The 15,151-nt window shown below is 60.6% G+C and carries 12 protein-coding genes; 7 read left to right on the top strand and 5 right to left on the bottom strand.

Annotated elements, in window-relative coordinates; translation table 11 throughout:
* The first annotated feature begins 16 nt into the window (after window positions 1-16).
* From U5805_RS00755 to U5805_RS31740, 3 genes are all read left to right on the top strand, one after another.
* The gene (locus U5805_RS00755; RefSeq protein WP_322101514.1) at window positions 17-982 is read left to right on the top strand and encodes a LysR family transcriptional regulator; all 966 of its coding nucleotides are present in this window, start codon (window positions 17-19) and stop codon (window positions 980-982) included.
* Window positions 979-1,656, top strand: a complete 678-nt coding sequence (locus U5805_RS00760; protein WP_322101515.1) for a helix-turn-helix domain-containing protein — start codon at window positions 979-981, stop codon at window positions 1,654-1,656. Before U5805_RS00755 ends, U5805_RS00760 begins: the two co-directional genes overlap by 4 nt.
* Window positions 1,657-2,733: 1,077 nt before the next feature.
* Window positions 2,734-2,880, top strand: a complete 147-nt coding sequence (locus U5805_RS31740; protein WP_415914519.1) for a hypothetical protein — start codon at window positions 2,734-2,736, stop codon at window positions 2,878-2,880.
* Between the two features lie 772 nt (window positions 2,881-3,652).
* On the opposite strand, the gene U5805_RS00765 is transcribed toward U5805_RS31740, so the two are convergent.
* Both U5805_RS00765 and U5805_RS00770 read right to left on the bottom strand, forming a co-directional pair.
* Window positions 3,653-4,648, bottom strand: coding sequence for a ParB/RepB/Spo0J family partition protein (locus U5805_RS00765; RefSeq protein WP_322101516.1), 996 nt, complete (start codon window positions 4,646-4,648; stop codon window positions 3,653-3,655).
* The gene (locus U5805_RS00770; protein ID WP_322101517.1) at window positions 4,645-5,853 is read right to left on the bottom strand and encodes an AAA family ATPase; all 1,209 of its coding nucleotides are present in this window, start codon (window positions 5,851-5,853) and stop codon (window positions 4,645-4,647) included. Before U5805_RS00770 ends, U5805_RS00765 begins: the two co-directional genes overlap by 4 nt.
* A 1,314-nt stretch (window positions 5,854-7,167) precedes the next feature.
* Between U5805_RS00770 and U5805_RS00775 the strand changes: the two genes are divergently transcribed.
* Window positions 7,168-8,547 (top strand): replication initiation protein, encoded by a 1,380-nt coding sequence (locus U5805_RS00775; RefSeq protein ID WP_322101518.1) that lies wholly within the window; start codon window positions 7,168-7,170, stop codon window positions 8,545-8,547.
* Window positions 8,548-8,988: 441 nt separating this feature from the next.
* A complete protein-coding gene (locus U5805_RS00780; protein ID WP_415914515.1) occupies window positions 8,989-9,744 on the top strand; it encodes a helix-turn-helix domain-containing protein in 756 nt (251 codons plus the stop codon).
* 109 nt (window positions 9,745-9,853) lie between these two features.
* Here U5805_RS00780 and argG read toward each other — a convergent pair whose 3' ends face one another.
* Window positions 9,854-11,191, bottom strand: coding sequence for an argininosuccinate synthase (argG, locus tag U5805_RS00785; RefSeq protein ID WP_322101520.1), 1,338 nt, complete (start codon window positions 11,189-11,191; stop codon window positions 9,854-9,856).
* Window positions 11,192-11,408: 217 nt separating this feature from the next.
* Window positions 11,409-12,092 carry a GntR family transcriptional regulator gene (locus U5805_RS00790; RefSeq protein ID WP_322101521.1) on the bottom strand — a complete coding sequence of 228 codons (684 nt, stop codon included), beginning with the start codon at window positions 12,090-12,092 and terminating at the stop codon, window positions 11,409-11,411.
* Here U5805_RS00790 and U5805_RS00795 point away from each other — a divergent pair.
* Window positions 12,069-12,425, top strand: coding sequence for a hypothetical protein (locus tag U5805_RS00795; protein ID WP_322101522.1), 357 nt, complete (start codon window positions 12,069-12,071; stop codon window positions 12,423-12,425). The two genes, U5805_RS00790 and U5805_RS00795, sit on opposite strands and share 24 nt — an antisense overlap.
* A 2-nt stretch (window positions 12,426-12,427) precedes the next feature.
* Here U5805_RS00795 and U5805_RS00800 read toward each other — a convergent pair whose 3' ends face one another.
* Window positions 12,428-13,441, bottom strand: coding sequence for a glycosyltransferase family A protein (locus U5805_RS00800; protein WP_322101523.1), 1,014 nt, complete (start codon window positions 13,439-13,441; stop codon window positions 12,428-12,430).
* 302 nt (window positions 13,442-13,743) lie between these two features.
* Here U5805_RS00800 and U5805_RS00805 point away from each other — a divergent pair, with 302 nt between their 5' ends.
* Window positions 13,744-14,829 (top strand): FUSC family protein, encoded by a 1,086-nt coding sequence (locus tag U5805_RS00805; RefSeq protein WP_322101524.1) that lies wholly within the window; start codon window positions 13,744-13,746, stop codon window positions 14,827-14,829.
* Window positions 14,830-15,151 lie beyond the last annotated feature (322 nt).

Consider the following 15,151-nt stretch of genomic DNA (forward strand, 5'->3'; position numbering starts at 1 on the left):
TCAGCGAACCAAACCGATGGACAAGCTGGCCAGCATGAAGATGTTTGTAAGGGTCGCGCACGCGGGCGGCTTCGCCAAGGCTGCGACACGCGCGTCGCTGAGCACGGCGGCGGTGTCGCGCGCGATCATGGATCTCGAATCGAATCTGCAAACGCGGCTGTTCAACCGCACCACGCGGCAGATTTCGTTGACGGACGCGGGGCGCCGCTATCTCGTCCATTGCGAGCGCATTCTCAATCAAGTCGAATTCGCCGATGCCGAAGCCAAAGGCGCGACCGCGCAACCGGCCGGGCGTTTGCGGATTCACGCGACGGCGAGCTTCGGGCAGCATTACCTCACGCCGCTGCTCGCGCAATATACGTCGCAATTCGAGGACGTTTCCGTCGATCTCGTGCTGTCGCAGCGCACGCCCGACCTGCTCGACGAGAAGTTCGACGTGGCGATCGTCGTCGCGCAAAATCTCAAGGATTCGTCGCTTGTTTCGCAGCGCGTGGGACAAACGCGCTCGGTGCTGTGCGCTTCGCCGCGTTATCTCGCGCAACGCGGCGCGCCGCGCACGCTCGCCGATCTGGAACAGCACGTCTGCCTCCAACTCAATTTGCACGATATGCCCGCGGCGCAATGGCTGTTCGACGATGCCGATGCCGAATCATTTCGGACACCGAAGCAAGCGCCGCTCACCGTGAATGTGCCCGAAGCGCTCGCGCAAGCGGTTCAAGCGGGCATGGGAATCGGCATGCTGCCGATCCCGACCGCGCTTCAGGGCATTCGAGACGGCAACCTGGTGCCGGTGCTGCCCGGCGTGCGACCGCTGCCGTACAACGTGTACGCGCTGTACGCTTCGCGCCAATATCTCGACGCCAAGATCAAAACGCTGGTCGAATTCCTGCGCGACGCCGTGCCGCAAAAAATCGCAGAGCACGAGCAGGCGCTCGACGCGGCGCTTGCGCGCCGCAATCGCGTGATGGTTTGCGTCGAATGAGCCGCGCGTTGGCTCGCATGAAAGCGCCGGCGGCGCAATCGCCCGTCAAGCGCACGCGCGGGCGGCCGGCGCAGGGGGCGTGCGTCGACCGCGAAACGCTGTTGCGCAACGCCCGCAAGACGTTTGCGAAACACGGTTATGACGCGACGAGCGTGCGCGAGATCGCGCGCGCCTCGGGCGTCGATGCCGCGCTGATCGCGCATCACTTCGGCTCGAAGGATTCGCTGTGGGACGCCGTGGTCGCGCAGATCGGCGAGCAGACGGCGCCCATGATCGCAGCGACGGCGGCGTTGCGCAGTTCGCCGCTCGATGCGCGCGCCCGGGTGGAACGCGCGATTGCAATCTATATCGACAAAGTTTTTAGCGAGCCGGACATCGGGATGTTCTTTGCGACGGCGGCGACAGAGGAAGGCGCGCGGCTCGATTTACTGGTGGAGCGTATGGTTCGGCCGTATCACGACGTGCTCGTGCCGCTGCTCGCCGATGCGGGAAAGCAAAAGGTCTTGCGTGTGCTCGATGCCGAGGTGCTGTTTTTTATGCTGCTCAACGGGATTAGCAAGACCGTGGCGTATGGGCATTTGTTACGCGTGTTTTCCATGTTGCCCGAGCAGGAACGGAAATATAAGCGGGTGGTGCTGGGGACGGCGTTGGTGATGTTGGGTTCGGACTTGTAGTTGGCTTGGGGATTTAAGTATTACAAAACACGTAATGATTGGAACGAGTGGAGTGGGTGAGGAAGTTTTGGCTGGTTTTGGGGCTTTGTTGATGTGGTTCGGGGTCGGAGAGAAAGTTAGGGCGTGGAACAGTTTTTGGGATAGACGGCGCGGCTCGGTGTAAGTGGCTGTTAAAGAACAGTTTTTTTGGCAGAACGACGGTGCTCGGGTTGTTTCACGGGGTTTTATCTGGCAAATTTTTGGCTGCTGGGCGGAAGTTGAGACTTTGCCTCGTGGTGATAATAGGAGCCGCCTGCTTTGAGCGCGGCGCGAGTACATTACCTGTCAGTTAGTTGCATTAAATCTTTAAATCTCGATACCAGAATCCCTGCAATTTGGTGTTTAAGGCATACGAACCGTTTTGACAGAAAACATATGCCCTTCCAAACGAATACATCGCCGGTATAGCCTCCGGGCATTCCCCACGGAACTGATGCAGCAATTCGTCAGCGGTTCGATGACGACCGAAGCCATCCGTGCTGTGACACTGGCATTGATGAAGGCGCAGATAAAGTGTGCGTTGTTGCTGCGAGACGAATCGCCAACCCGGCTACATCCGGTACAGTCGAACCGGCCTGCATGACGAACCAACGCAACGGTAAGATGCCGGGGCCGTTTAGCCGAAGAGGGTTTTAATGGCAACGGGGCGCTGCGCTAGTGCGAGCGCAGCTTTGAACCGCTGTCGATTCCATATATGACGACGCTCCACGGGGCTCGACCGTAGGATTGTCGCGATGTACGCCGTGAGGGTAAGACCTGCGCGAAATTTGGGCTTCGGCCAGCAGCACAGCCCAGAGGTGTCGCCCGGTTTCTTCTGTTCCATAAACGACGAGGCGGTGTGTCACGGCGTGGGACCCGACCGCTCGGAACCACGTTTGGCGGTGCTCCTCGACGCGGCGCGTGTGAAATCCGCGTTGTCGTACCAACCGGGCGATCTGTCTGGCCTTGGGCGTGCCGTCTGATCGCACGCGCGATATCTTGGGCTGAGACCCAGAGATGCGGAGCGGGCAAAGCTCTTGATGAAGGGCTTTGACGACGTTGAAATCAAGCGGCGTGGCCATTCTGATTACCGTCACCGATGATCTGGTGGGTATACTCAAAGCGCCACCAGGAGTATTTCCGGCGACTACGCGGCAAACCTGCGTAGTTCAACCAATCAGCAACAGTGTCGATTACGCGAGCTGAGAAGGCCGCGTGTCGCGGCTACCGCTAGCCGATCAACCTGTACCGCCACGAGCGGGGACGTCGCGTAGGCCGAGCTGCGTGCTTTTCCAAGGGCACCGGGGACAGAAACTTCCCGCGGTTTGCACCACGTGGCGCAGCGCCTAAGTGGCGTCATTCTATTCTTCGCATTTCACGAGGCGTACGCGAGATAATCGACACAACGAATGCCGTTGAAAATATCAACTCACGGCGACGCGATTATCCAGACTCCGAGCCACGTCCTAACCAACGGTACCGCAACCAAGCCGGTCTGCTGGCGCTGCGCAACGTCACCTTCGCGCCGTCTGAGCTGTTCTGCTCGCGACCGGAAGACGGCAATGAATCAGTTCGCTATGTTTACGCAGACCGATTCGTGCGGCAGTCAGCATAAGATTTAACCCGTGTTGAACACGAGAACTCTGGCATCTCCAGTGCTCCTGATGAAAGCCCTCACGATTGCGCTATGGATACCCGTGTTGCCCTCAACGCGCTCCATTGCTACCGCGTCAGTGTGTCGACTCGACACACTGACGCCCGCTAATCGCCCCACGCTTGCCGACCCATCACAGCTCATGCTGCACCCAAGTCCGCCGCTGTGTGTCAACTCGACACACTCGTACACCGCCGCTTGCTTTCTTCTAACGCCGCCGCTCATCCCAGCGCCTCAACCTTAAACCCCGTGTGTCGACTCGACACACAACAAAAAAGCCCGCTTGCGCGGGCTTCAAAACAACATCACCAATAACAGACGATATCAGCCAGGCTTAACATTAAATAACTGGCTGATAAGTTCGCGAATCTGCGTCTCCTGTGCGTCCGACAGCACACCGGTCTTCAGCTTGACCGTGAAGCTATTCGTATCTTTCGTAATGCTCCCAGCGTGACTCTTGCCCGAGAAAATCTTCTCGATACTACGCTCCGAAACGCTCTCGGCCGCCTGTCCCCGGCTAGCCTGCGCAGCAATCGCCGTCGCCAATTTTCCCTGGTCGAGCGAACGCGAAACCACGGCAGGCCACAGATCCCGCGCCGCAACCATTCCTGCGCTACCGTGCTTCTTGATCACCGACACAACCTCGTCAGCGGCCGATCCGCCCAGCAATCGCGGATTCAAATCGAGATCGCGCTTGATGAAGTCCGGTAGGTTTTCAAACGCCAGGAACCGATACAAGCCTTTACGCGACATACCCAGCGCCTCGGCCATACGCTTGCGATTAGGAAACTCGTGCTCCGCCCGCCTCAGCGACTGGCCAATCTCGTAATCGGTCAAATCCTCGCGTCCGACATTCTCGACCAACGCAAGCACCGCCATATCCTGATCGGAACATTCGATCACGGACGCGCGAATGTCCTGCGCCTTGATCAGCACATGTGCGCGCAAACGGCGCTCACCTGCAATCAATTGATAACCGTTCTCGGCGCGCCGCACAACGACGGGTTCGACCAGTCCGACTTCCCGAATGGATTCGGCAAGCGATGCAAGTCCATCATCGCTAAACACTTTGCGCGGCTGCCAAGGATTCGGTTGAATGGCGCTAACCGGCAGCATCAGTTTGTCGCTCGTGCTTTCCAGTTCCTGGATGCGCTGCTGAGCAACGGCCAGCGCGCCCAACATTCCCGGACCGGTCTTGAACGCGCTGCTACGGCGAGGCTCGGTCGTAATCGGTGCGGCGGGCCGCTCGGTCGGTTGACGTTCCGACGACGAACCCAGTTCGGCCGTCTTCGCCGCCATTTTGTCGCGAAAAGAACTCACTTGCCGGCCCTCCATTGTTCAACGTAGAGATCGTCGATCCATCGAACGTAGTCGGTCAGCGGCTGGCGAACCCGTGCCACCGTCTTGTCCGCGAGGTCGCCTTTGCTGATGTCGAAAACCGTAGCCATCGCGAGCGCGCCGTTACTCATTGCCGAGCTGGCCGGCACCTCGAGCGCGTTCACCCAGTCCTTGTAGGTGCGCTGCACCCACGAGCGCACCACTGGGGCCGACGACGTCTTGCCGTAATCCACCTTCGAAAGCAGCACCGAAACGAAGTCGTAGGTTTTCTCGTCACCGCGCTCCATGATCGTGTGCGCAAGATCGGAAAAAAGACTCCAGAAAGAAACCGAGCTGATGAAATCGAGGCTCTCGGGCACCAACGGCATGACCATGGCGTCGGCGGCCATCAAGGCGTTGATGGTCAGATAGGAAAGCGACGGCGCGGTATCGAGAAGAATGTAATCGTATTGCTTGCGCAGCGCTTCAACGCCCTGGCGCAACAGATCCCAGAACTTGAAGCCCGGATTCTTGATCACCGTGCCGGGAATATGAAATTCCGCGGAAAAGAGTGTGGGGTGGGCAGGAATCACGTCGAGACCGTCCCAATACGTTTCCTGCACGAAATTGAGCAGGCCGCCTTCCATTTGCGGGTCGTAGATGAACGGAAGCACCGTGCTATCCTCGGTGACTTCCTTCTCTGCGTAAAGACCGCACAGTTCCGTCAGTGAGGCTTGAGGATCGAGGTCGATGAGCAGCACCCTGCGCCCGCGCAACGTGAGACCTTGCGCGAGGCACATCGTCGTGGTCGTTTTCGTCGATCCGCCCTTGAAGTTCGCGACCAGAATGACCTTGCCGTCTGCGTCGCGCACGCCGGTATGCAACGGCGTCTGATAGATATCGGAGACTTGCTGCACCCACGTTCGCGCCTCGGGCAGCGTGAATACGCGGCTACGGCCGGAGCCTTGCGCGACACCTTGCGGCAAGCCCTCGCGCGTGGCGAGCAGGTTATTCAGCTTGATCCGGTCGATGCCGCACATCTCGGCCACTTGCGCCGATGTAAAAGTGGGCGCCATCTTTCGCGGCCGGGGAGCCAGCATCATCTCTCGAAGTTCTTCCGAAAGACGTCCGGCCTCTTCGGCAAACTCAGTGATCGCGGAAAGATCCACGCGTCGATCGATCGACGGCAATTCGATAGTTTTTGCCATTAATACGCTTTCTAACGGAATTTAGATAAAGCGTAGAATACAGGAAAAGCGTATAAAAACACACTAATCGAGATCGCTATTTCAAAAAATGACCTTTTAAAACGGCCGCTAAAGGCTTCGCTACCTTCGCCCAAGGCATTCGCCTAGGCGCCGCAATCGACGGCGCCAAGGGCCTCTAAATCGCTTTGCGCGTAAGTGCCTCATTTTTGTGCAGATGCCGTAAGGAAATCGCGAGAAGAAATCGCGAATTCAAAGGTCGCGGGTCGGCTTTGAAGGTGCCGACGTTCCGGAGCGGACAATTTGACACCGAGCAAGTTGTTCGATTCGCCAAAAAGGCACCCCCGCGACCGACCGCGACAACGGCAACGCTTTTTGTGCTTCGACGGAAGCGATCCCAGCGTTGCAATGTGCGAACGACACAAAAACCGTTACCCCTGTGGTTCTAAGCGCCATAAAAAGCGCGTGCTCAAAGCAACCCGCACAAAAACCTCGACCTCTTACCTCCTCGTCGGCTGACATATCTTCGGCAACTCGGCCACGTACATACGCTTGCAACAGCGTCGGAGACGCGCTCGCTGCTTCTTGCACAAATTCCGTTACCGTTGACGCCATTTCCGAGGGATCGTGCTACCAACGCCCTGCACAAATTCCGTTACCGCCAATCCCGCACATGCCTTCCGCACGAAAAGCTTGCCGCAAAGACCGTAAATTCAATTGCACAAAATCCGTTACCAACACGGCCCAGCAGTCTTCATCCAGTAGGAGGCAGATGTTCGGCCAGCACTTCCCGACCAGGGAATACCCTGGTAATTGCCCTTGCGCTCCCAATCGGCACAAAAATCATTACCTTAAGCACGCATGGGCAACATCGAAATTACGATTTTTGTGGGGCCGTCCGAATGCAGTCGTCTCGCGCTGTCGCCCTCAATCGGCTAACTCCAGCCATTTCCGGGTGCGAATTTCTTCTGCATCTCGCGATACGCCGAGCGCGAAATTTTGCCCAAAGCATCTATATTGGACGCCGGTTGGTTTGTTTACTTAAAAACAAAACCTCACAAACCAACAAACACAGCAGCCAATCTCTGGTCTTTTCAAGAGCTTAGCCAGAAAAAGCACCGTTTTCTGTGCTGAATGTGCCGTTTTATGTGCGCGGATGTCGAGTTTGTTGTGTCCCTGTTGCAGCGATATTTGTGCAGAACGGTACGTTTTTTGTGCGACCGGCTGCCAAAACCGCCGCTTGCGGTAACGTTTATTGTGTTGACTTGTGTTTGGGGAGTGATACAGTCCCGGCCAATGTCGACGGGGAGAGCGTGAATGTCGGAGGTGAACGGGCGAAGTACGACCACACAGCAGATGGCGCTGGGTCTCTTTGAGGAGATGTCCGGTCAGCCGATCAACGAAAGCACGCGCGAGATCGGATTTCAGCGCAACAACGTGTTCGTGGCCATCAACGGGCTGGGGCTGTCGTCGCGGCGCTTCATCGACGCCGCGTACTTCATCGCTGCGCAGGAACCGGTGCCGCGCGAAACCTACGACGTCGACCTCAATTACTTCAAGTGGCTCATGCGCTACGAGAGCCGCAACGTGCGCCATCTGCAAAGCGTGATCAAGGAAGCGCAGCGCGTGCTGATCGAAGTCACGGACACGCCGCCGGACCGCGCACCCAACGAAGACGACCAGTGGATTTCCGAGCAGTTGATGGGCAGCGTCAAGATCGGCAAGGGGCGCATCCAGTTTCGCATTCCGCCGTTGATGCTGCGCCACATCACCGGGCCGGACAAGCATCACTGGCTGAATCTCTGCATCACCGCGTCGTTTTCGCAAACCTATGCGCGCGCGATCTACGACTTCGTGATGCCTTACGTGGTCGCGGGCGTCACCGACTGGATCGAACTCGACGTCATGCGGCGCTGGCCCGGCAAGCTCGGCACGAGCGCGTCCGAATTCAAGCATTTCCGGCCGAAGTACCTTGATCCGGCGGTGCGCCAGATCAACGAGCTTTCCGATATCGAAGTCAGTTACGAGACCCGTGCCGACTCCGAAACCTCGCGTAAAATCAACAAGATCCGTTTCCGCCTCAAGCGCAAGGACACGGTCGCCGCAATGCTGAGCCGGCAGCCCGACGCGCACGATCTGCTGCTTACGCTCAAGGAGGAGTTCGGCCTGAGCAACAAGCAGTTCGACGTGATTGCCGAGCACCGCATGAGTTGGACCGACGAGCGCATTCAACAGGCAATCGAGTACACGCGCTTTCGACTGAATCAGGGCAAGGTCACGAAAAGCCCGGCCGGTTATCTGATGAAAGCGTTGAGCCACAACTGGCAGGTGTCGGAGGCCGAGCGCAAGATGGTCGCGATCCAGTCGGAGCTGGCGATTGCCGCAACCGAGAAGGAAACCGCGAAGGAGGCTGCCACCGCCGCCGTGAAGCAGAGCATTGCGGCGCGCGATGAAGAGGCGAGGGCGCAGCGCAACGACGAAGTCAAGCGCGGCCGCGATCATTTCGAATCCGCCGACGAAAAAACGCGCAAGGAACTCGTGCGTCTCTACATCGCCTCGCAGGCCGGTAAGCTCATGCTGCGCCGTCTGAAGCTGGAGGCGGGCGCGCTGTCGGACGCCAACATTCTCAACCACTCCGATCTCTCGTGGTATTTCGGCCAGTTCGTCTACGGCAAGATGAAGCAGCTCGGCGCGTAGAAAGCGTTTGCAGAGACGCTAGGCGGCTGATCGCGGGGCAAGCGTATGGAAAACGGCGCCGGCGAAGCCCGATTGCGCTCGCTTGATGAGCAAGCAGCCCGACCGTAACGCGGCCTCGAAAATCCTTGCCGGATCAAGGGATTAAGGTGGTCGCACCACGCGTTCTTCACAGAGTTTTCCACTAAAACTGTGGACAACTCTCCAGACGAATACGCGTCGGCCATGCACAACAAACGTGGTTGCGCACACAACGGCTAGCATTTAACTCAACCATTTGTTGTTTTTTTGGCGGCTGACACCGACGGTTGCGTCGGCATATTCTTTCAGACGGCCTCCTGACAAGGCTCAACGACTGTCGGTTCAGGTGCGCGTCATTTTGCCACCGCGCAGGCGCGCAGGGCGGTGTGACAATGACCCGGAATCATTAACAGGAGTCGTCCGATGCTGTCACCCGCCGCAGGAACCGATACCCTTGCGCGCCCGGCGAGCCGCGCACCGGTCGGGGCAATCTCGGCCGCTCCGCGTTGCTCGGGCTGCGCCATGCGCCACCTCTGCATGCCGCAAGGCCTGCCCGCCGAAGACTTGCCGAAGCTCGAAGCGCTGATTTGCGGCGCGCGCCGCGTGCGTCGCGGCGAGGCGCTGTACCGTTCGGGCGACCGCTTCGACAACCTCTATGCGGTGCGCTCGGGCTCGCTCAAGACAATGATCGTGCATCACGATGGCCGCGAGCAGATCACGGGGCTGCGGCTCGCGGGCGAAGCGCTCGGGCTCGACGGCATCGCGAGCGACGTGCATGCGTTCAGCGCCATCGCGTTGGAGGACAGCTCGATCTGCACGATGCCGTATGGCGCGCTCAAGCGCCTGTGCCGCGAGGTCGGCACGATGCAGGACCGTCTGCACCGGCTGCTCGGCGACCAGTTCAACCAGGAAGCCTCGCAGATGATGGTGCTGGGTTCGCTGTCGGCGGAGGAGCGCGTGGCCGCCTTTCTGCTCGACGTTTCCGAGCGCAACTGGCAGCGCGGCTACTCGCACGCCGAGTTTCATCTGCGCATGTCGCGCGAGGACATGGGCAGCTATCTCGGCATCACGCTTGAAACGGTGAGCCGCATTCTGTCGCGTTTCCAGAAGCGCAATTTGATCGACGCACGCGGCAAGCTCATTCGTATCGTCGATATCGACGGGCTCAAGGAACTCTGAGCGCAAGCGGCCGGCAAGCAGCGAGCATAAACCGCCTCAAATCGCAGCGCCAAAAACAAAAGGGGGAAGGCCGCAAGCCTTCCCCCTTTCTCATTGGGCTACGCGCCGGTTACGACTTCCCGTCGCCCTTGATTTGCGGCAGCGTGTACGCTTCGCCCGGTGCGAGCAGACCGACTTGCGAATACACGCGCAGCTTGTCGCGCGTGTCGGTGATGTCGAGGTTGCGCATCGTCAGTTGGCCGATACGATCCTTCGGCGAGAACGTCGACGCCACCTTTTCCATCGACAGACGCTCCGGCTGATACGTCAGGTTGTCCGACTTCGTGCTCAGAATCGAATAGTCGTTGCCGCGGCGCAGTTCGATCTTCACCTCGCCCGTGATGGCGCGCGCGACCCAGCGCTGCGCCGTTTCGCGCAGCATGATGGCTTGCGGATCGAACCAGCGGCCTTGATAGAGCAGGCGGCCGAGCCGGCGGCCGTTTTCGCGATATTGCTCGATCGTGTCCTCGTTGTGGATGCCGGTCACGAGGCGCTCGTAAGCGATGAACAGCAGCGCGAGGCCCGGAGCTTCGTAGATGCCGCGGCTTTTGGCTTCGATGATGCGGTTCTCGATCTGGTCGCTCATGCCCAGACCGTGACGGCCGCCGATGCGGTTCGCTTCGAGCATCAGCTCGACCGCGTTCGGGAACGTCTGGCCGTTCAGCGCGACCGGCTGGCCTTCCTCGAAGCGGATCGTCACTTCCTCGCGGTCGATCTTCACGTCGTCGCGCCAGAACGCCACGCCCATGATCGGGTTGACGATCTTGATGCCCGATTCGAGGCTTTCCAGATCCTTTGCTTCGTGCGTCGCGCCGAGCAGGTTGGAATCGGTCGAATAGGCTTTTTCCGCCGACATCTTGTACGCGAAGCCCGCCTGACGCATGAACTCCGACATTTCGGCGCGGCCACCGAGTTCGTCGATGAACTGCTGGTCGAGCCACGGCTTGTAGATCTTGAGGTCGGGATTGACGAGCAGGCCGTACCGGTAGAAGCGCTCGATGTCGTTGCCCTTGTAGGTCGACCCGTCGCCCCAGATGTTGACGCCGTCTTCCTTCATCGCGGCCACGAGCATGGTGCCCGTCACGGCGCGGCCGATCGGCGTGGTGTTGAAGTACGTCACGCCGGCCGTGGTGATGTGGAAGGCGCCCGCTTGCAGTGCGGCGATGCCTTCCGCCACGAGCTGCGCGCGGCAGTCGATCAGGCGCGCGCCGGCGGCGCCGTATTCGGTCGCGCGGCGCGGGATCGAATCGTAGTCGTCTTCGTCGGGCTGGCCGAGGTTCGCGGTGTACGCGTAGGGCACGGCGCCCTTCTGCTTCATCCAGTGCAGCGCGGCGCTCGTGTCGAGGCCGCCGGAGAACGCGATCCCGACCTTTTGGCCGGTCGGAAGGCTTTCGAGAATTGTGCTCATGAAAAAGAACCCGGAGAACGAGAAGCGGAGGGAATTCGGTCGAATCGTCAAGTATCTGGCATCGCCGGGCTTTCGGCAAGCTTGGCGGGGCGGCGCGCGCGGCGGTTCGCGGCGCCGCAATGCATGACGCCGGTGTGAGACGAACGGCACGCAGGCGACATTTTCGCCTAAATAAATAGGGGCGCGTGCCCCGAATGGCCGTCTCCGCCGAATGCGGCTAGCGCATGGTGTCCCAGGCGGCTTCGATGGCGTGCAGCGCGCCCATCACGATCGAGCGGTTGAGCGCGGCTGCGAGCACGCCGTCGCGCTCGGCGTAGGCTTCGCACAGACGCTGATGGTCGGCGCACGAGCGTTGCAGGCGGCCCGGCAGCGAGGTGCTCAAGTGCCGCAGACGATTGGTGCGCATGCGCATGGAGTCGAGCACTTCCTTGACGATGCCGTTGCGGCTCACGCGCAGTTCTTCGTCGCGAAACGCCACGTTGGCCCAGAAATAACCGTCCACGTCGCCTTGCGCGGCCACGTGTGCGAGCCGCGCGTGCGCGCGCCAGAGCGCGTCGATGTCTTCGGCGGTGGCGCGTTCGACGATCGCGAGCGACACCTGGCCATAGAGCACGGCGCGCAACTCGTAGATCTCGCGCACTTCCTTGAGGTCCATCGCGGCCACGCGCGGCCGGCGGCGCGGCGGCCAGTCGACGAGACCTTCGCGCGCGAGCGTGAACAGCGCCTCGCGCACGGGTGTGCGGCTCACGCCGAAGCGCTTCGCGAGATCGACGGAATTCAGGTCGTCGCCGGGACGCAGCCGGCCTTCGATGATGCCGCGCGCCACCCAGTCGACGATTTCGGCCACGCTCGACTGCTCGTTTGCGTCCGGTGCGGCGTGTACGTCGACGTCTTCATCCATGCGCTTTTCCTCGATACGCCGCGTCCGGTCGCGGCGCCGGCGATTGTAACAAAGACACGGCGCGTGATCGACGTCTCTAAGTGTATGCACTTGGGGCGGCCGGTGGCGAAAAAATCGAAAAGCTCGAATTTTTTCACTGCAAATGTCGACATAAACCACGCGCGCCACTACGCGATCCCGCGCGCTTCGAAGAAACCGACGGCTTCGAACCGCTGGCGTAACAAGGCGCGGTCGATCGCTCGAACGCATGGCCGTGAATCGCACTCGCCATCCGCAGCCAACTCGTTCGCATACCTAAGCAATGGCGCGCGCCGTTTCGACAGCATGCAATAACGCTAGGGCATACGCGCGCGCGTCGTGTCGACCACGGGCGGATCGTCCGGCAGACCGGGCAGCGCCGCCGTTTTCTCGTGCCCGCGTCGCGCGCCGTTGCAGATCATCAGCAGATGATAGTAAAGCCGCGCGCTCAGGCCGAAGCGATACGCATGCAGATTGCCGAGCGCCAGCAGCAGTCCCGCGCTGGCTTCGCGATTGCGCGCATGCAGCGAAACAACGATCGGCACGAGCCGTTTCATCGCGAGCTTGCGCGCGGGTTCGAGTTCGCGCGGCAACGCCAGATCGCGGAGAAAATGCCACGCCTGGATCGACGAAGCCTGCATGGTGTGCCGCGTTGCCTGGGATACCGAAGTATCGGTCTTGCGATAACACGAGACATGTGCGTTCACATAGAACACGCGCCGCGCGGCGAGGCACAGCCGCACGCCGAACACGAAGTCGCAGCAGGCGCCGTACTGCGCGTCGTAGCCGATGCGCCTGACGAGATCCGCGTTCGCGAGCCAGCCGTTGTTGGGAAACATCTGCACGATGCCCGCGCGGCCTGGCGGCGTTTGCAGCCCGGCCGCGCCCGCCGTGCGGTGATACGCGTGATTCATGCGCCGGCTCGCCGCGTAGTCGATGTTTCCGTCGTGATCGGTTTCGTACTGGTCGCCGAACGTCACTTCCAGATCGGGATCGTGCCGCCATGGCGCAAGCAAGCGCGCGATGCCCTCGGGAAGCAGCGAGTCGTCGTCGTGAATCAGCAGAATCTTGCTGCCGCGCGCCCGCTCGAAAAGGCTCGCCACATTGCGCGCCTGGCCCAACGCGGGAACGTTGCGCCGATAGTCGATGCGCGGCTCGTCGCGGTAACGCTCGGCAACCGCGCGCGCCGTGCGCTCGTCGCGTGAATCGTCTCCTATGACAATCTCGATGTTTGCATGCGTCTGCGCGAGACACGAGTCGATACAGCGCACGAGCAGGTCGGGGCGATCGCACGTCGGCAAGCAAATGGAGAGGGTCGTTGTTATCGTCATGACACACCTCTTACTCGGGAAAGCGACAGGTTCGCAATGCGAACGTCATCTGTTCGCCATGACGGTAAATGAAAAAAAGCCGAAAGAAATGCGAAATAATTCGAAAGGAACGATGCTTGCGTAAACCCGCGCCGCCGCGCTCGCGCGACGACTTGAGCGCGCGCACATATTTCGGCGTACGAATCGACGAAAAAACCGCGAGGCGCGTTAAGCGTGCGGCGCGAGCCTTCGACAAGCGGGCCGGCTCGCGCAACTCGTATTAGCATGCGGGTCATTCGCCCAAACGCAATCGACGCCCCGTCATGGTCTCCACCTCCTACGTACACAAGCCGCTCACGCCCTGGCGCCGCGCGGTCGCGCGGTTTTCGCTTTCCGAGCTTGCGAAATACGCGAAGCTCACGCTCGGCATGTGGATCGGCTTCGGCATTCCGTACGCGCTCGGTTATCCCGACGCGGCCGTGGCGCTTTCCGGCTCGGCAATGCTCACGCTCGCGATGGGCAGCTCGATCTCGGCGGCGCGCGGCTACTTCTACAAGCGCGTGATGTCGAACGTGGTCGCGATGCCGATCGGCACGCTCTTGATCTGGCTGACCGCGCCGCACATGTGGCTTGGCGTGATCCTGCTGCCCGTGGTGATTTTCACGATCGTGCGCATGAAGCCGTCGGTGTTCCAGATGACGAGCATCACCGTGCCGATGACGCTCGTGCTCTACACCGGCGAGCACATCCCGCTGCTCGAGCAGCGGCTTATCGGCGTGGTGCTCGGCATGCTGCTCGGCTTCGTGATCCAGCAGATCGTGTTTCCGCCCGACCACGGCTTCTGGGCGAACACGCTCGTGAACGAAGGCAACGAGGCGGCGGCGGCGCTGCTCGGCGATGTTGCCGACAACACGCTCGATCGCACGCAATTGAAAGCCGCGACGGCCAAATTGCGGCTCGCGAGCAGCCGCCTCAAGGAAGCGCACGATCTGCTCAAGGCCGATCTCGAACAGTCGTGGGTTTCGCCGCATTTGCAGCGCAACCGCGACCGGGTGCCGCTGTTCTGGTGCTATCACGAGTTGTTCGATTCGATCGTCTCGTTTCTCGAAACGCTCGACACCTTCCACGCGCAGTTCGAGGCGCTCGACACGCCGTGGCGGGACGGCTATCGGCGCGGACTCGCGCGCCTCGTGACCGTACACCGCGAGCTTGCCCTGCGCGCGGACCTGCGCGTGGAGCGCGCCGCGCTCGAGGCGAATCCGCTGCCGCTCGCGGCGCTTCAGGCGCTGGTGGAAGCGCTGCCCGCAACGGGCGTCTACACGAGCGTCTATCTCGGCCATCTCACCGGTTACGGCATTTTGCTGAGCCGCCTGAGCGACATGCACACGGAACATCTGCGCGCGGCGTAACGCCATCTTCGAAAATTTTTTGCTGAGCGAGGGAATAACGCGGCGGGATGCTTCGTTCATACGAAGCTGCCCGCGCTTCGGCGCGCGTGGGTCCGGTGCGCGTGGGTTGCGCACGGCAGCGTATGACTCGGCGGGCAGCGCAATGTAAGTGCAACGCAGGCGCAACGCTGTGCTCGCCGGATGACGTCGGTCTTTAGCCGGCGTGTATCTGGCCGGCGTGTATTCGTGATGGTGAATACGAATCGTTATGAATTGCGTTACTGATTGAACGATCGACCACGCCGGCCCGCGCGCCGACCCGCGCCATGAGAACCACCCTCGA

The organism is Paraburkholderia sp. J41 (assembly GCF_905220235.1).
GTDB lineage: Bacteria > Pseudomonadota > Gammaproteobacteria > Burkholderiales > Burkholderiaceae > Paraburkholderia.